Origin of the sequence: Streptomyces sp. JJ66, from assembly GCF_019303495.1 — a bacterium.
Classification (GTDB): domain Bacteria; phylum Actinomycetota; class Actinomycetes; order Streptomycetales; family Streptomycetaceae; genus Streptomyces.
Genome location: NZ_JAEVFI010000005.1, coordinates 172456 through 188602 on the forward strand (window position 1 = coordinate 172456; position 16147 = coordinate 188602).

13 protein-coding genes and 2 pseudogenes are annotated in these 16147 nt (G+C 73.6%); 9 read left to right on the forward strand and 6 right to left on the reverse strand.

The annotated features are described in order from the left end of the window. Positions 1-177 precede the first annotated feature (177 nt). The 7 genes and pseudogenes from JJV70_RS05545 to JJV70_RS05575 all read left to right on the forward strand — a co-directional run. Positions 178-2454, forward strand: coding sequence for a putative bifunctional diguanylate cyclase/phosphodiesterase (locus JJV70_RS05545; RefSeq protein ID WP_374227250.1), 2277 nt, complete (start codon positions 178-180; stop codon positions 2452-2454). Between the two features lie 156 nt (positions 2455-2610). Further along, positions 2611-2907 carry an Asp-tRNA(Asn)/Glu-tRNA(Gln) amidotransferase subunit GatC gene (gene gatC, locus JJV70_RS05550; protein ID WP_219046573.1) on the forward strand — a complete coding sequence of 99 codons (297 nt, stop codon included), beginning with the start codon at positions 2611-2613 and terminating at the stop codon, positions 2905-2907. A gap of 5 nt (positions 2908-2912) precedes the next feature. Then, complete coding sequence (gene gatA, locus JJV70_RS05555; protein WP_219046574.1) at positions 2913-4406, forward strand: Asp-tRNA(Asn)/Glu-tRNA(Gln) amidotransferase subunit GatA; 1494 nt, start codon at positions 2913-2915, stop codon at positions 4404-4406. Beyond that, positions 4403-4645 carry a hypothetical protein gene (locus JJV70_RS05560; RefSeq protein ID WP_219046575.1) on the forward strand — a complete coding sequence of 81 codons (243 nt, stop codon included), beginning with the start codon at positions 4403-4405 and terminating at the stop codon, positions 4643-4645. The genes gatA and JJV70_RS05560 overlap by 4 nt, the downstream gene beginning before the upstream one ends. A 20-nt stretch (positions 4646-4665) precedes the next feature. Then, the gene (gene gatB / locus JJV70_RS05565) at positions 4666-6174 is read left to right on the forward strand and encodes an Asp-tRNA(Asn)/Glu-tRNA(Gln) amidotransferase subunit GatB (RefSeq protein WP_219046576.1); all 1509 of its coding nucleotides are present in this window, start codon (positions 4666-4668) and stop codon (positions 6172-6174) included. Positions 6175-6573: 399 nt separating this feature from the next. Further along, positions 6574-6735, forward strand: coding sequence for a hypothetical protein (locus JJV70_RS05570; protein ID WP_219046577.1), 162 nt, complete (start codon positions 6574-6576; stop codon positions 6733-6735). 50 nt (positions 6736-6785) lie between these two features. Continuing rightward, positions 6786-7619: pseudogene (locus tag JJV70_RS05575) on the forward strand (AAA family ATPase); the annotation flags it as partial. Positions 7620-7622: 3 nt separating this feature from the next. Here JJV70_RS05575 and tnpA read toward each other — a convergent pair. Next, positions 7623-7890 (reverse strand): annotated as a pseudogene (tnpA, locus tag JJV70_RS05580) (IS200/IS605 family transposase); the annotation flags it as partial. 25 nt (positions 7891-7915) lie between these two features. On the opposite strand from tnpA, the gene JJV70_RS05585 reads away from it, so the two are divergent. Beyond that, the gene (locus JJV70_RS05585; RefSeq protein WP_219046578.1) at positions 7916-9124 is read left to right on the forward strand and encodes an RNA-guided endonuclease TnpB family protein; all 1209 of its coding nucleotides are present in this window, start codon (positions 7916-7918) and stop codon (positions 9122-9124) included. Between the two features lie 161 nt (positions 9125-9285). On the opposite strand, the gene JJV70_RS05590 is transcribed toward JJV70_RS05585, so the two are convergent. The 4 genes from JJV70_RS05590 to JJV70_RS05605 all read right to left on the reverse strand — a co-directional run bounded on the left by JJV70_RS05590 (position 9286) and on the right by JJV70_RS05605 (position 13790). Continuing rightward, positions 9286-10335, reverse strand: coding sequence for a phosphatidylinositol-specific phospholipase C domain-containing protein (locus JJV70_RS05590; RefSeq protein WP_219046579.1), 1050 nt, complete (start codon positions 10333-10335; stop codon positions 9286-9288). Between the two features lie 260 nt (positions 10336-10595). Next, positions 10596-11924: an NAD(P)/FAD-dependent oxidoreductase gene (locus tag JJV70_RS05595; RefSeq protein ID WP_219046580.1), complete on the reverse strand. Its 1329-nt coding sequence runs from the start codon at positions 11922-11924 to the stop codon at positions 10596-10598. A gap of 287 nt (positions 11925-12211) precedes the next feature. After that, entirely contained in the window at positions 12212-13111 is a 900-nt protein-coding gene (locus JJV70_RS05600; protein ID WP_219046581.1) for a TIGR01777 family oxidoreductase, read from the reverse strand. Between the two features lie 157 nt (positions 13112-13268). Further along, a complete protein-coding gene (locus tag JJV70_RS05605) occupies positions 13269-13790 on the reverse strand; it encodes a DUF4240 domain-containing protein (RefSeq protein ID WP_219046680.1) in 522 nt (173 codons plus the stop codon). Positions 13791-13934: 144 nt separating this feature from the next. Between JJV70_RS05605 and JJV70_RS05610 the strand changes: the two genes are divergently transcribed. Beyond that, positions 13935-14897, forward strand: a complete 963-nt coding sequence (locus JJV70_RS05610) for an SDR family oxidoreductase (protein WP_219046582.1) — start codon at positions 13935-13937, stop codon at positions 14895-14897. Between the two features lie 191 nt (positions 14898-15088). Here JJV70_RS05610 and JJV70_RS05615 read toward each other — a convergent pair whose 3' ends face one another. Further along, positions 15089-16066, reverse strand: a complete 978-nt coding sequence (locus tag JJV70_RS05615; protein ID WP_219046583.1) for a YafY family protein — start codon at positions 16064-16066, stop codon at positions 15089-15091. Between the last annotated feature and the right edge of the window lie 81 nt (positions 16067-16147).

Below are 16147 nucleotides of genomic sequence, written 5' to 3' on the forward strand. Positions count from 1 at the left end.
CGTACGAGGTAGGAATCCCTTCGGTAACCGCCCGTTCCTGCACGGTAGGTGACGGACAATTAGCCAACCTGGCGGCTAACCGTGGTCGATCGGTGCCCCTGACACCGTTTCACGCCTACTGTGGAAGACGGGCGCCTGCCGTGGCGCGGTGCACCGACGGCCGTGAGAGGGACGCGCATGCAGCAGACACCCGAAGACCGTGGCGGCGGCCAGAGCCGTCCGCCCCGGCCCCCGGCCGCGCCCGCCCTCCCCGCCGTACCGTCGCCCGGCCCCTCCGGCCCCGCCCCGGTCCGCGCCGAGCTCCGCCGCAGCGAGCTGACCCGCACCGGGCAGTGCCCCGGTACCGGCCGGAGTAGCCCGGCCGAGCACGGCTCGTGGATGCGGCGTGCCCTGCTGGCCCGGGTGCCCGGCCTGCCCGGTGCCGTGCTCCTGGCCGCGGGTCTCGTGCTGGTGCTGTGCGGCTACCAGGCCGGGCGCGGGGACGCCCTCTTCCCCGGCTCCCGCGCCGGCTGGGCGCTGGCGGTGCTCAGCGGCCTCGTCGTGGCCCACCTGGTGCTGGTCGGCCGGGCCCGCTGGTGGGGCGGCACCGGTTCCGGCGCCGCCCTCACCCTCGCGATCCTGCTGCTGTATGGGTGGATGCCCGCGGTGCTGGTCAGCGTCGCCGTCGTCTTCGTCGCCGGTCTGGCCCGGCACCGCCGCCCGGGGCAGGCCGCCCTGCACGGCGCCGTGGACATCCTCGGCCTCGCCGCCGCCGCGCTCGTCATGGCCGCCTTCGGCCACCACACCTCGGTGGACCGGCCGTGGACCCCGGACACCTGGCACTGGGCCGCCGTGCCCGAGATGACGGCCATCGCCTGCACCTACCTCCTGGTCACCCGGGCCCTGCAGTGGTACAGCGTGAACCCGCGCCCCGCGCTGCCCAGCGCCGCCCGCACCGCCCTCCTGCGGCACGGCCTGACCTGTGTCGCGCTGATGGGCATCTCGCCGCTGATCGTCGTCGTCGCCCACGCCCGGCCGGTGGTGCTGCCGCTGTTCGCCGTCCCCTTAATCGCGCTGGACTCCACCTTGCGGATCGCCCGCGTCCGGGCCGAGGAGCAGCTGCGTGACCCGCTGACCGGCCTGCCCAACCGGCTGTGGCTGATGGAACGCACCTGGTCCGCCCTGCACGATGCCGACCGGGCCGGTGCCCGCGCCGCGCTCGTCCTGATCGACCTCGACCGCTTCCGCTCCGTCAACGACACCCTCGGCCACCTCGCCGGGGACCGGCTGCTGCTCCAGGTCGCCGACCGGCTGCGCAGCGCCCTGCCGCGCGGCGCGGAGGTGGCCCGGCTTGGCGGGGACGAGTTCGCGGTGCTGCTGCCGCTGGCGGTCTCCACCACCAGCGCCCAGCGCGCCGCCCGCACCGTCGTCAGCGCGCTCAGCTCACCGCTGCACCTGGACGGGCACAGCCTGGTGCTGGAGGCCAGCGCGGGCGTCGCCGTCTTCCCCGACCACGCCCGCGAGGCCGAGGGCCTGCTGCGCCGCGCCGACGTGGCGATGTACGAGGCCAAGCGGGACCGCAGCGGCGTCGAGGTCTACGACGTCACGCGCGACGGCAACACCGTGGACCGCCTCGGCCTCCTCGGCGACCTGCGGCGCGCGCTGGAGGTGGGCGAGGTGGAGCTGCACTACCAGCCGAAGGTCCGCTTCGACGGGCAGGTCACGGGGCTGGAGGCACTGGTGCGCTGGAACCACCCCGAGCGCGGCCGGGTCGCCCCGGACACCTTCATCGCCATCGCCGAGAGCTCCGGCCTGATGCCGCGCCTGACCGAACACGTGCTGGAGACCGCGCTCGGGCAGGTCGCGCGGTGGCGGGCGGCCGGGCTCACCGTGCCCGTCGCCGTCAACGTCTCCCCGCGCGACGTCCACACCCCGGGGTTCGCCGGGGCGGTGGCCGCCCGGCTGGCCCGGCACGGCGTGCCCGCGTCCGCGCTCCAGCTGGAGATCACCGAGCACGTGCTACTGGAGGAGCCCCGGCAGGCCGCCGACACCCTGGCCGGGCTGGCCGGGCACGGGGTGAAGATGTCGCTGGACGACTTCGGCACCGGCTACTCCTCGCTGGTCCACCTGCGCAGACTGCCCGTCAGCGAGCTGAAGATCGACCGCTCGTTCGTGGCCCGCCTCGCCGTGGACAGCCAGGACGCCGAGATCGTGCGCTGCACCGTCGATCTCGCCCACTCCCTCGGCCTGCTCGTCGTCGCCGAGGGCGTGGAGGACGACGAGACCTGGGAACGCCTGCGGGACCTGGGCTGCGACGCGGTGCAGGGCTGGCTGGTGGCCGCGGCGATGCCTCCGGCGGAGACCACGGCCTGGCTGCGCGCCCGCGAGGTGGCGCCCACGGCCACCGACGCCCACCCCTCACGCCCTTCCCGTCCCGCGGGCCTCACCACCCATGCCAAGGGGACCACGGCGTAGCGGCAGCCCCCGCCCGGGGACGGGCGCCGCGCGGTGCGCACGATCCCGGTCAGCCCGCCTGGCCTCCCACGCTGCTGTCGGCGTCCCGGGCCAAGCGGCACCGCGCATAGGATTGGGGCGCAAGCTCATGCCCGTAACCCCTTAAGGAACCGCCGCATGCCTGGCATCACCCGCGAGGAGGTCGCCCACCTCGCGAAGCTGGCGCGCCTAGAGCTGAGCGCCGAAGAGCTCGAACACTTCGCCGGTCAGCTGGACGACATCATCGGAGCGGTCGCCGCCGTCTCCGAGGTCGCAGGCGAGGACGTGCCGCCGACCTCCCACCCGCTGCCGCTGACCAACGTCATGCGCCCGGACGAGGTCCGTCCGGGCCTGACGCCCGAGCAGGCGCTCTCCGGCGCGCCCGCGCAGGAGCAGCAGCGCTTCAAGGTGCCGCAGATCCTGGGTGAGGAGTGAGCGAGATGACCGATCTGACCAAGCTCACCGCGGCGCAGACCGCCGAGCGCGTCGCCAGCGGCGAGAACACCGCCGTCGAGGTGACCGAAGCCCACCTGGCCCGCATCGAGGCCGTGGACGAGAAGGTGCACGCCTTCCTGCACGTGGACCGCGAAGGCGCGCTGGCCGCCGCCCGCCGCGTGGACGACAAGCGCGCCGCGGGCGAGCGGCTGGGTCCGCTGGCCGGGGTGCCCCTGGCGCTGAAGGACATCTTCACCACCGAGGGCATGCCCACCACCGTCGGCTCCAAGATCCTCGAAGGCTGGCTCCCGCCCTACGACGCGACGCTCACCCGGCGCCTGCGGGACGCCGACGTCGTCATCCTGGGCAAGACCAACATGGACGAGTTCGCCATGGGCTCCTCCACCGAGAACAGCGCCTACGGCCCCACCGGCAACCCGTGGGACCTCACCCGTATCCCGGGCGGCTCCGGCGGCGGTTCCTCGGCCGCGCTGGCCTCCTTCCAGGCGCCGCTGGCCGTCGGCACCGATACCGGCGGCTCGATCCGCCAGCCCGCCGCCGTCACCGGCACCGTGGGTGTCAAGCCGACCTACGGCGGCGTCTCCCGCTACGGCATGGTCGCCTTCTCCTCCTCCCTCGACCAGGGCGGCCCCTGCGCGCGCACCGTGCTGGACGCCGCGCTGCTGCACGAGGTGATCGCCGGGCACGACCCGCTGGACTCCACCTCCATCGACGCGCCCGTCCCGGCCGTGGTCGAGGCCGCCCGCTCCGGTGACGTGCGCGGGCTGCGCGTCGGCGTCGTCACGGAGTTCTCCGGTGAGGGCTACCAGGCCGGGGTGATGCGGCGGTTCACCGAATCGGTGGACCTGCTGCGCGAACTGGGCGCCGAGGTGGTGGAGATCTCCTGCCCCTCGTTCACCAAGGCGCTCGCCGCCTACTACCTCATCGCGCCGAGTGAGTGCTCCTCCAACCTGGCCCGCTTCGACGCCATGCGCTACGGCCTGCGCGTCGGCGACGACGGCACCCGCTCCGCGGAGGAGGTCACCGCGATCACCCGCGCGGAGGGCTTCGGCGCCGAGGTCAAGCGCCGCATCATGCTGGGCACCTACGCGCTCAGCTCCGGCTACTACGACGCCTACTACGGCTCCGCGCAGAAGGTGCGCACGCTGATCACCCGCGACTTCCAGCGGGCGTTCGAGTCCGTGGACGTCCTGGTGTCCCCGACGACGCCGACGACCGCGTTCCCGATCGGCGAGCGCGCCGATGACCCGATGGCGATGTATCTCGCCGACCTGTGCACCATCCCGTCCAACCTGGCCGGCAACGCCGCCATGTCGCTGCCCTGCGGCCTGGCCCCGGAGGACGGGCTTCCGGTGGGCCTGCAGATCATCGCGCCCGCCATGGCTGATGACCGTCTCTACCGGGTAGGCGCCGCCGTCGAAGCCGCCTTCCACACCCGGTGGGGGCACCCGCTGCTTGAGGAGGCACCCGTCCTGTGAACGCCATCAAGAAGGCCCGCCGCTACAAGAAGTCCAAGGCTGGCACCTACATCTCCATCGGCACCTCGCTGTTCGGCGCGATCAGCGTCGCCAAGCAGGTCAAGCAGGCGCGCAGCGACAAGGACACGCTCGTGCTCGCCGACGCCGTCATCTCGGCCGCGGCCATCACCACCGGTGTGCTGATCCTGCTGCGCGAGCTGCGCAACTGGAACAGCGACGACATCCTCACCGGCGACTGACCCGGAAAGGCTCCACCACCGTGACCGTCACCGACCTGGTGTCGTACGAGGACGCCCTGGCCTCCTACGACCCCGTCATGGGCCTGGAGGTCCATGTTGAACTCGGCACCCGTACCAAGATGTTCTGCGGCTGCGCCACCGCCCTCGGCGCCCCGGCCAACGCGCAGACCTGCCCCACCTGCCTCGGCCTGCCCGGTTCGCTGCCCGTGGTCAACGCCACGGCCGTCGAGTCCGCCGTGCGCATCGGCCTGGCGCTGAACTGCTCGATCGCGCAGTGGTGCCGCTTCGCCCGGAAGAACTACTTCTATCCGGACATGCCGAAGAACTTCCAGACCTCCCAGTACGACGAGCCCATCGCCTTCGACGGCTACCTCGACGTGCAGCTGGAGGACGGCGAGGTCTTCCGCGTCGGCATCGAACGCGCGCACATGGAGGAGGACACCGGCAAGTCGACGCACATCGGCGGCGCGACGGGCCGCATCCACGGCGCCTCGCACTCGCTGCTCGACTACAACCGGGCCGGTATCCCGCTCATCGAGATCGTCACCAAGCCGATCACCGGCGCGGGGGAGCGGGCGCCACAGGTCGCGCGTGCCTACGTCGCCGAGCTGCGGGAGCTGATCCGGGCGCTGGGCGTGTCCGAGGCCCGCATGGAGATGGGCCAGCTGCGCTGCGACGTCAACCTGTCGCTGATGCCCAAGGGCGCGGAGCGCTTCGGCACCCGCAGCGAGACCAAGAACGTCAACTCGCTGCGCAGCGTCGAGCGCGCCGCCCGCTACGAGATCCAGCGGCACGCCGCCGTCCTCGGCGGCGGCGGCGTCATCGTGCAGGAGACACGCCACTTCCACGAGGACGACGGCAGCACCACCTCCGGCCGGGTCAAGGAGGAAGCGGAGGACTACCGCTACTTCCCCGAGCCCGACCTCGTGCCCGTCGCGCCGTCACCCGAGTGGGTGCTGAAGCTCAAGGGCGGCCTGCCCGAGCTGCCCCGGCTGCGCCGCAACCGGCTGCGGGAGGAGTGGGGCATCTCCGAGCACGAGATGCAGTCCGTGCTCAACGCCGGTGCGCTGGATGCGATCCTGGCCTCCATCGCCGCCGGTGCCCCCGCCGACCAGGCCCGCAAGTGGTGGATGGGCGAACTGGCCCGGCGCGCCAACGAGGACGGCACCGAGCTGTCCGCGCTGCCCATCACACCCGAGCAGGTCGCCCGGGTGTGCGCGCTGGTGGCCGAGGGCTCGCTCAACGACAAGCTGGCGCGGCAGACCATCGAGGGCGTCCTCGCCGGTGAGGGCGACCCCGACCAGGTGGTCGAGGCGCGCGGGCTGAAGGTCGTCTCGGACGAGGGCGCGCTCGGCACCGCCGTGGACGAGGCGATCGCGGGCAACCCGGCGATCGCCGACAAGATCCGCGGCGGCAAGGTCGCGGCAGCCGGGGCGCTGGTGGGCGCGGTCATGAAGGCCACCCGGGGCCAGGCCGACGCCGCCCGCGTCCGCGAGCTGATCCTGGAGAAACTGGGCGCCCAGGGCTGACCGGCACGCACCCCTGGAACACCGGACGGGCTGGACCGCTGGGTCCAGCCCGTCCGGCGTGCGCGGAGCCGCCCCGCCGCCCGCCGGGCGCCACCCCGGCAGTGCCGCGTCAGTCAGGGTTTGCCCGTTAAGGAGCGGCGTCCGGTGCGGTGCATCGCAAGGCGCCGGATCGGCCTCGTAGTGGGCCTACTCGGTCGATTCGGCAACGCCGCGAGGCGCCGTGCCGGGCGTCGCGACGGGGCGAACCTTGGCTGACGCGGCACTAAGACCTAAGGCACGCCGCCGCCTCACCTAAGGCGTCCTGGGCACCAAGATCGGGCAGTCACCCGATCCGCCGTGGCTACCTCAGAGCGCAGTCTTGACGGTGTCACACCGCAAGCCTGACGAGGGGGAGCCACCATGTATCAGGAGATCCTGGCCCACCAAGCCCGCATCGCCCAGCTGCGTGCCGAGGCCGAACAGCAGCGTCTGATCAACACCGTACGGCGGCAGCGCAAGGACACGGCACGGCAGGAGAGCCTCGCCGCGCGCCTGCGCGAGCGCTGGACCAAGGCCGCCTGAGCGCTCCGCCCGGCGCGAAAACCCTTGCCCCGATGTCCGCGCCCTATGCGATGCTCGGCGACGTGCACGCCTCCAGCATCAGCCCCGTGTTCGTCGGCCGAGACGCCGAACTGACCCAGCTCACCGACGCGCTCGCCCGCGCTGCCGCGGGCGAGCCGCAGGTGCTGGTGGTAGGCGGCGAGGCCGGGGTGGGCAAGACGCGGCTGCTGGAGGAGTTCTTCACCGCCGCCCGCCGCACCGGCGCCGTCACCGCGCTCGGCGGCTGCATCGAGATCGGTGCCGACGGGCTGCCGTTCGCCCCCGTCTCCACCGTGCTGCGCTCGCTGCACCGCGGGCTGGGCGACGAGCTGACGGCCGCCGCGGCCGGGCAAGAGGGCGAGCTGGCCCGGCTGCTGCCCGAAGTGGGCGAACCCACCCACCAGTTCCACGACGAGGACGGACGCGCCCGCCTCTTCGAGCTGACCGCCCGGCTGCTGGAGTCCCTCTCCCGCGAGCGCACCCTCGTGCTCGCGGTGGAAGACCTGCACTGGGCCGACCGCTCCACCCGCGAGCTGCTGGCCTACCTCTTCCGCTCCCTGCACCACGCCCGCCTGGTGCTCGTCGCCAGCTACCGCTCCGACGACATTCACCGCCGCCACCCGCTGCGCCCGTTCCTGGCCGAGGTGGACCGCCTGCGCACCGTGCGGCGCCTGGAGCTGCCCCGGCTGAACAAGGAGGAGGTGCGCGGCCAGATAGCGGGCATCCAGGGCGTGCCGGAGCCGCCCCGCGAGCTGGTGGACCAGATCTTCCAGCGCTCGGAGGGCAACCCGTTCTTCGTCGAGGAGCTGACCGCCACCTGCGCCAGCTGCGACATCAGCGACTCGCTGCGCGACCTGCTGCTCGTGCCGCCGGGAAGATACGCCCTTGAGGCTGTTGACCAGCTTGGACACGGCGGCCTTCGGCGGGAAGTTCACGAGCAGGCGGACGTGGTTGTTTCGCCGTTGAACTCGACCAGCTCGGCCTCGAAGTCCTTGCACACGGCTCGCATGATCTCCTCACACCGCGTCAGGTGCCGGGCGGTGAAAACCTTGTGCCGGTACTTCGTCACCAAACCAAGTGGACATGCATGCGGAAGACACAATGACGACTAGCACGAACGTTCTCATCAGTACCCATAAACCAATTGTGTAGCGTGATCCGTGTGCAGCTTCGGTACAGCTTCCGCTTGTACCCGAGCGCCGGTCAGTGCACGGCGCTGGCGAGGGCGTTCGGGTGTGTGCGGGTGGTCTACAACGACGCGCTTCGCGCTCGGGAGACCGCTCGCAGCGAAGGCATGCCGTTCCCGAAGACCGGGGACCTGTCGAAGCAGCTCATCACAGAGGCGAAGAACACCCCGGAACGGGCGTGGCTCGGCGAGGTCTCGGCGGTCGTCCTCCAGCAGTCGCTGCGCGACCTGGATACGGCGTACCGGAACTTCTTCGACGGGCTGAAGGGCAAGCGCCCCCGCATGGGCGCACCCCGGTACAAGTCGAAGCGGGACACCCGGCAGTCGGTCCGGTTCACGGCGAACGCCCGCTGGTCGGTCACGCCGGGCGGGAAGCTGCGCCTGCCGAAGATCGGCGACGTCAAGGTGAAGTGGTCGCGGACGCTGCCCTCCGTGCCGTCTACGGTGACGGTGGTCAAGGACAGCGCGGGCCGGTACTTCGCGAGCTTCGTCGTGGAGACCGGCCGGGAGGAAGTTCTTCCCGAGGTCGCGCCCGAGGTGGGTATCGATCTCGGGCTCGGGCACTTCGTGGTCCTCTCGGACGGGACGAAGATCGACAGCCCGCGCTTCTGGCGCCGGGCCGAGAAGCGCTTGAAGAAGGCCCAGCGTTCCCTCTCCCGCAAGGAGAAGGGCAGCAAGAACCAGAACAAGGCCCGGCTGAAGGTCGCCCGCGCTCATGCGAAGGCGGCCGACGCACGCCGCGAGTTCCACCACCAGCTCTCCACCCGGCTGACCCGCGAGAACCAAGCGGTCGCTGTGGAGGACCTGGCGGTGAAGGGACTCGCGCGTACACGTCTGGCCAAGTCCGTGCACGACGCCGGATGGTCGGCGTTCGTGTCGATGTTGGAGTACAAGGCCGCCCGGTACGGGCGCACCTTCGTGAAGATCGGCCGGTTCGAGCCGACTTCCCAGGTGTGCTCGCGGTGCGGCAGGAAGGACGGCCCCAAGCCGCTGAACGTCCGTGTGTGGACGTGTGGGGCGTGCGGGGCGGTCCTGGACCGGGACATCAACGCGGCGGTCAACGTCGCCAAGGCGGCCGGACTGGCCGTGACAGCCTGTGGAGCGCAGGTAAGACCGGGACTCCTCCCGGCACCGCGCAGGGAAGCAGGAACCCACCCGACACCGCAGCCTTCAACGGCGCGGTAGGCGGGAATCGCCGCCCCTCAGGGCGGCGAGGATGTCAACTGGACGTGATCGAGGTAGCGAGGTAGCGAGGCACTGCCGACGCTGCGCATGCTCCGCTTCCCCGCCGGGCGGCCCTCCCCGAGGGAGCCGGAACCCGGCCCCGCGCGGGGGCACGCGGGCCGCTACCCGCGCGGCAGGACGGTGGACAGTACGGCGGGCAGTGACGTCCAGTCGGTGCTGGCGATCGTGGCGTGCGCCCCGGCCAGCTGGGCCACCCGGGACTGGGCCGCCTGCCGGTCCGGCTGACGTGGGTCCAGCGCGGGCGGCACCGCGTGGGCGTCCGTCATCACCAGCAGGTAGCCCCGGTCGGCGTACCAGCCGGTGTCGATGGAACCGGTGGTGTAGGCGGTGGCGTCGCCGTCGAAGACGACGAACCAGGGCCGCAGCGACGCGTCCTCGTACCGGGCCCGGGGGTCACCGGCGGTGGCCCGGTGCACGGCGGGGAACGCCGTCGCCGACCCGGCGGTGCCGTTCGCGGCCAGGGAGCGCAGGTGCCGGGCGTACTCGACGTCGGTCCACAGCGAGTCGAACGGGTTGGCCTGCTCCACCGTGCCCGGTATCAGGTGGATGAGGAACTTCCCCGCCAGCGCGTCCCGCGTGGGCCAGGCACCGGCCCGCGCCGCCGCGTCCAGCGTGGCGTGCTCGCCCAGCAGGTCGCCGGGGCGGAACAGCGCGTCGCCCAGTTCCCGGTCCACCAGCGCGTCGAACGCGGCCGGGCCGCGCCCCGCCAGGCCGTTGAAGCCGTCCTTGAGCTCCACCTTGAGCAGCACCGGACGGTGCCCGGGGTTCGCCTCGTGCCAGGCGCGCAGGTCGGACAGGCAGCCGCCCAGGTTCTGGTCGCGGGCCTTGCTCCGCAGCTCGGCGGCGGTGTCGGCGTCCACGCAGTTGTTGTTGTTCCACAGCGGCGCGGCGTGCGAGACGCGCCAGCCCGGGCCGAAGCTGTTGGTCCACACGTCCAGTTCGAGCATCGCCGCGCCCGAGTCCAGGGCGTCGGCGAAGTAGGGGTAGCGGTCCTCCTCGTACGGGTTGTGCACGCCGACGCCGGTGGTCTGCGCGTAGGGCAGGGCGCCCGGGTCCGTCGTCCGTGGCGCGGCGTGCGCCGGGACGGCGGTGCCGGTAACGGTCAGCGCGGCCCCGAGCGCCGCTGCGGCCAGGGGGAGGGACGTACGCACGTATCTGCCGCCTTCGCTGTCGGTCCACGGGCCGTCGCGCTGCGAAGCGACCCAAAACAGCGTCAGGCTAAGCCAGTTGCCGTGAACGGGGGAGAGCGCCCCCGGGAACCTCCCCCGGAAACCCCACGGAACCCCCGGAAGTTCGCGCGGGGAACAGGGGTGTGGCACGTCCGTGCCCGCACCGAACGCCGGTCAGCCGAAGGTGGGTTGCCGGTGGACGCCGGGCGGCCCGGGTGCTCCCGCCCGCTGCCGGTGGCCGGTCAGGCCGCGCTCAGGGCGTCCTGCGGGGCCGGGAGGCGTACGCCCAGGTCGCGGCAGACCGCGTCCGCCGCGCGGGCCGCCGAGCGCAGGGCGCCCTGCGGTGTCCCGGTGTCCCGGTGGTCACCGCACAGGTACAGGCCGGTCAGGACCCGCACCGCGCGCCGGGCGTCGAATGGCGCGGGCATCGCCGGTACCGCGTCCGCCTGGTGCCGGGCCGCCAGCAGCTCCCAGCGCTCGGCGTCCACCCCGTGCAGCGCCGACAGCTGCCCACGCGCGGCCTTGTCCAGCACGCTGGGCGGGTCTTCGGCGTGCTGTCCCAGCACCACCGACGTCACCAGCGTGCGGCCCGGCCGCGCCCGCGAGGGGTCCACGGCCGAGGCCACCATGGTGTGCGCCACCGGGCCGCGCCGCTCGCCGTCCAGTACCAGGGAGGGGTCGGCGGGCGGCGGGGCGGCGTCCGCGGCGTGGTGCAGCACGGTCACCGGGTGGTAGGACGGCACCCACACGCCCGGCAGCAGCCGCGCCGCGTCACGCGCGCCGGTCGCGATGACCACCGCGCGGCACCCGAGCCGCCCGTGCGCCTCGGTCTCCACCGCGTTCGCCGACACTCCCACCGCGCGGACCGAGGTGCGCACCGTGCCCGGCGGCAGGCCCGCCGCCAGCCGCAGGGGCACCGCCGCCGCGCCCCCGGCGGGCAGGCACAGGCCGCGCCGGGCGAAGCCGCGCAGCGCCAGGTCCGTCACTCTGCTGGAGGTGGCCAGCTCCGGGTCGCCCAGCAGCGCGGCCACCAGCGGGCGCAGCAGGGTGTCCACCGTGCGCGCCGGTATGCCGCGCGCCGCGAGCGCGCGCGCGGCCGGAAGCTCCGGGCGCGCCCGCAGCCGCTGCGGCTCGGTGGCCGCCAGCCGGGCCAGCTGGCCGCGCAGCCGGGCGGCGTCCAGTGCTGTGCCCAGGGCGCGCGCCGGGTGCCGTGCGGCGACGCCGTTGCCCCCGTCCGGACGCACGGCCCGTGCCCCGCTGATCCGCACCGTGCGCTCGCCGCCCCGGATGACGACGCCGGGCGCGAACGGGCGCAGCGCCAGCCCCGCCAGCCCCGGGCAGGCGCGCAGCTCCGGCCAGTCCGCGCACAGCAGGTGGCTGCCGCCGTCCAGCCGGTAGCCGCCGGTGTGCTCGGTGTGCATGCGCCCGCCGACCCGTTCGGCGGCCTCCAGCACCGCGACCGCCAGCCCCGCCCCGGCCAGGTGCCGGGCGACGGCCAGCCCGGCCAGACCGGCTCCGATGACGACGACGTCCACGTCGTCCGTGCGAGGTGTGGGTGCGGTGCCGAACACGTGCCCTCCCGAGGTCGAAAGCCGTACCGGAGCTGTTCGAAACGGTGGCGCTTGCCCTGCTCATGCCCCCGACAAGGCGTGGCCAAAGCTTCCCCCGGGCCTCGACCCTACGAAGGGCGCGGGACCACCGGACACGCGCACGCCCAGTGCACGGGCGCACACCGGTCGCACGCCTGTGCGCCCCACCCGCGCACCGCGCGCCCCCCGCCGCGCCCGCTCGGGTACGGGTGCCGCCCGGTTCCGCCATCACCCCGCCCCGGGGGCGTGCGCCTCGCCCGGCAGCTGGCTCAGCCGCGCGCGGCGGCGGCGCGCACCGCGTCCTCGATGCCCGGGAAGGCGAAGACGAACCCGGTGTCCAGCAGGCGCCGGGGCAGGACGCGGGTGCTGGTCAGCACCTCCTCGGCGAAGTCACCAAGGACCAGGCGCAGGGCGGGCGCCGGTGCCGTCGCCAGGGTGGGGCGGCGCAGGACGCGGCCCATCGTCGCCGTCACCTCGCGGTTGGTGACCGGCTCCGGCCCGGTGAGATTGACCGGCCCGCTCAGCTCGGGCACCTCCAGTACGTGGCGCAGCGCCGCGACGTGGTCGTGCAGCGCGATGAAGCTCCAGTACTGCCGCCCGTCACCCAGCCGCCCGCCGAGCCCCGCCCGGAACAGCGGCAGCAGGCGCTTGCCCCAGGCGCCGCCCGTGCCGGAGACGACCATCCCGGTGCGCGCGTGCACGGTGCGCACCCCGGCCTGCCGCGCCGGTTCCGCCGCCGCCTCCCACTCCTGGCAGACGTCCGCCAGGAACCCGGTGCCCGGTGGGGCGCTCTCGTCCACCGCGTGCTCGCCGGTGTCGCCGTAGTAGCTGATGCCGCTGGAGCACACCAGCACGCCCGGCGGGGCGTCCAGCGAGGCGATGGCCTTCGCCAGCGTCCGCGTCCCCAGCACCCGGCTGTCGCGGATCTCGCGTTTGTAGGCCGCCGTCCACCGCCGGTCGCCGATGCCCGCGCCCGCCAGGTGCACCACGGCCTCGACGCCGACGAGCCCGGCGGCGTCCACGTCACCGCGCCCGGGCTGCCACTCCACCTCGTCACCCGCCTCGGCCGGACGGCGCACGAGGCGCAGCACCTCGTGGCCGTCGCGGCGCAGCGAGTGCAGCAGAGCGGAACCGATGAGACCGGACGACCCGGTGATGGCGACGCGCATGCACCCATCCTGCGCGCTGGGTGCCGGTGGCGGAAGCAGGTCCGGGGCGTTGACGGCGTGGCGTGGCGTTGACGGCGTGGCGTTGCGTCGGGCTCCGGGCTCCGGTGGCGCGCGGCCCGGCCTGACCTGTCCTCACCTCACCCCACGGAGCGCGGCATCAGGTGCGGAAGCGTGCCCACAGCTGGGGGAAGCGGGCGGCGAGCGCCCGTTCGTCCTCGAAGTCCAGTGGCGTGCCCTCCGGCTCGGGCGGGGGTTCCGCGAGGCCCAGCTCCGGCAGCTCGGTGCCCAGCAGCTCCTCGTACGCCTCGTCGGCCGCGTAGCCCAGGTCTTCGGCGTCGCCGTCCACGTCGGGGTCGAAGTCCTCCAGGAGTTCGGCGAGGGCGTCGGGGTCGCGGTGCAGAACCCCTTCGAACACCGCGCGGCCCTGGCCGATGAGCCAGCACCGGAACGCGTCGAAGACGTCGTCGCTGGCACCGTCGAGCAGGACCCAGGCCGCGCCCCACACGTCCCAGCGGTAGGCACGCTGGTAGCGGGCCTCGAAGTGGCGGGCGAAGTCGGTGACGGTCTCCGGATCGAGCTGGGTCAGCCGCTCGACGAGCAGCTCCGCGTGGTCGTCCGGGTCGCCCTCGGCCGCCTCGCGGGTGCTGTCGATCAGCTCCCAGAACTCGTCCTCGTGCAGCGTCACGGGACCAGCATCCGCCCCGCCCGGCCGCGTCGCACGCGGAATGCCCCGGACGGATCAGTCGCGTCAATACCCGACAGCAGATGTCCGCTTTCGGTGCGAGGGTGTCACCGAGACACTGACGAGGGAGCGGAGCCGTACATGACGACGCAGGACCACACCGAGGACGCGGGGACGCGGGAGGAGCAGCCACTCGCGGGCAAGGTGGCGCTGGTGGCCGGGGCCACCCGGGGCGCCGGGCGGGCGATGGCGGTGGAACTCGCCCGGGCCGGGGCCACCGTCTACGCCAGCGGACGCACCACGCGCGAGCGGGTCAGCGAGATCGGCCGGAGCAGCGAGACGATCGAGGGGACCGCCGAACTGGCGGACGACGCGGGCGGCGGCACCGGCACGGGCATCGCCGTACCGACCGACCACCTGGAGCCCGACCAGGTAGCCGCCCTGGTCGCCCGTATCGACCGGGAGCAGGGCAGGCTCGACATCCTCGTCAACGACATCTGGGGCGGCGATCACCTGATCGAGTGGGACCAACCCATGTGGGAGCACGACCTGGCCGCCGGCCTGCGCGCGGTGCGGCTCGGCGTCGAGACACACGTGATCACCAGTCACTACGCCATCCCGCTGCTCATCCGCCACCCGGGCGGGCTGGTGGTGGAGGTGACCGACGGCACCACGGAGTACAACCGCACCTACCGCAAGCCGCTCTACTACGACCTGGCCAAGAACGGTCCGCTGCGCGTGGCCTACGCCCTGGGCGAGGAACTCGCGGCGCACGGCGCGACCGCGCTCGCCCTCACCCCCGGCTGGCTCCGCTCGGAGACCATGCTCGACACGTACCACAAGGTGACGGAGGAGACCTGGCGCGACGCCCTCGCGGCGACCCCGGAGTTCGGCATCTCCGAGTCCCCGGTCTACGTGGGCCGCGCGCTGGTGGCGCTCGCCGCCGACCCCGGCGTCGCGCGGTTCAACGGGCGCTCCGTGTCCAGCGGCTGGCTCGCGCGCGAGTACGGGTTCACCGACGCGGACGGTTCCCGGCCCGACGCGTGGGGCTACCTCCGGGACAAGGCGGCAGGCCGCGCGGGCGCTCCCCTGGACTACCGCTGAGCCGCGCGAGGGCCAGCCCCTGACCGGGCGGGCTGACCAGGCAGCCCGCCCGGGGGCCTCCCCACGGCAGCTGGGAGTGAAGGCTGGCGCCGGAGGCGGGCCACCCGCGTGGCGGGAGGCCCGACGCGGGGTGGCTGCCAGCCACCCGGCTCGCGAAGAAGGCGGGTTTCCCGGTCGGGGCTGGGGAAAGCTCAGGGGCCTTGGCGCTCCGTGTAGCGGGCCGCCATCGCCCGGGACGCGGCCGCGAACCGGGCCCGCAGCGCGGGCGGCGCCAGCACCTCCGCTTCCGGCCCCAGCGCCAGGAGCTGCGAGAACGCCACGTCGTGGGACTCCACTGGCAGCGTGACCGTTACCGTGCCGTTCGCGTCGGCGGGCGCCCGCGCCAGCGCCTCGTCGGCCGCCGCCCGGTCCCCGGTGACGTACCGCAGGCGACGCGCACCAGCCGCCGTCAGCCGGACGACGACCTCCTCGCGCAGGATCGAACGGGCGAAGGCGGCGGCCTGCTGTGCCCAGAACGCGGGCAGGTCGAACCCGGCCACCCGGGTGAACGGTGCGCCCGGTTCGGCGGACGCGACCCGGTCCACCCGGTAGACCCGGAAGGCGCCCTCGACGCGGGCGGCCAGATACCACACGCCCGCCTTGAGCACGAGCCCGTACGGCTCCAGTTCGCGCACCACCGGGCCGCTTGAGCGCCGGTAGGTGACGGTGACGCGGCGGTCGTCCCACACCGCCTGCGCCAGCTCGGGCAGCAGCGCCGGCACCGTCGGCTCCTGCCACCAGCCGGGGGCGTCCAGGTGGAAGCGCTGGGCCACGCTGCGCTGCGCGTCGGCCAGCTCGGGCCGCAGCGCCGCCAGCACCTTCAGCCCGGCCGCGGACGCCGCGTCCGCCAGCCCCAGGTCGTGCAGCACCGACGGCACGCCGGACAGGAACAGGGCCTCGGCCTCGCTGCGTCCCAGCCCGGTCAGCCGGGTGCGGTAGCCCCCGAGCAACCGGTAGCCACCCGTACGGCCCCGGTCGGCGTACACCGGTACCCCGGCCTCTGCCAGCGCGGCGACGTCCCGCGTCACGGTCCGCTCCGAGACCTCCAGCTCCGTGGCCAACTCGGCCGCCGTCATGGCCTGTCGGTTCTGCAGGAGCAGCACCAGCCGGATCAGTCTCGCCGCGCGCATGGCCGCATTGTGCCCCGGCGTCAGCCGTGCCGCGCAGGCCGGGGCCTGGTGTCTCGTCAGGGCGTCCCGCGCTCGGTGAGC

Excerpts from the sequence above, each read along its gene's own strand:
- JJV70_RS05545 (WP_374227250.1), top strand. The coding sequence starts at position 178 with ATGCAGCAGACACCCGAAGACCGTGGCGGCGGCCAGAGCCGTCCGCCC.
- gatC (WP_219046573.1), top strand. The coding sequence starts at position 2,611 with ATGCCTGGCATCACCCGCGAGGAGGTCGCCCACCTCGCGAAGCTGGCG.
- gatA (WP_219046574.1), top strand. The coding sequence starts at position 2,913 with ATGACCGATCTGACCAAGCTCACCGCGGCGCAGACCGCCGAGCGCGTC.
- JJV70_RS05570 (WP_219046577.1), top strand. The coding sequence starts at position 6,574 with ATGTATCAGGAGATCCTGGCCCACCAAGCCCGCATCGCCCAGCTGCGT.
- JJV70_RS05600 (WP_219046581.1), bottom strand. The coding sequence starts at position 13,111 with ATGCGCGTCGCCATCACCGGGTCGTCCGGTCTCATCGGTTCCGCTCTG.
- JJV70_RS05610 (WP_219046582.1), top strand. The coding sequence starts at position 13,935 with ATGACGACGCAGGACCACACCGAGGACGCGGGGACGCGGGAGGAGCAG.
- JJV70_RS05615 (WP_219046583.1), bottom strand. The coding sequence starts at position 16,066 with ATGCGCGCGGCGAGACTGATCCGGCTGGTGCTGCTCCTGCAGAACCGA.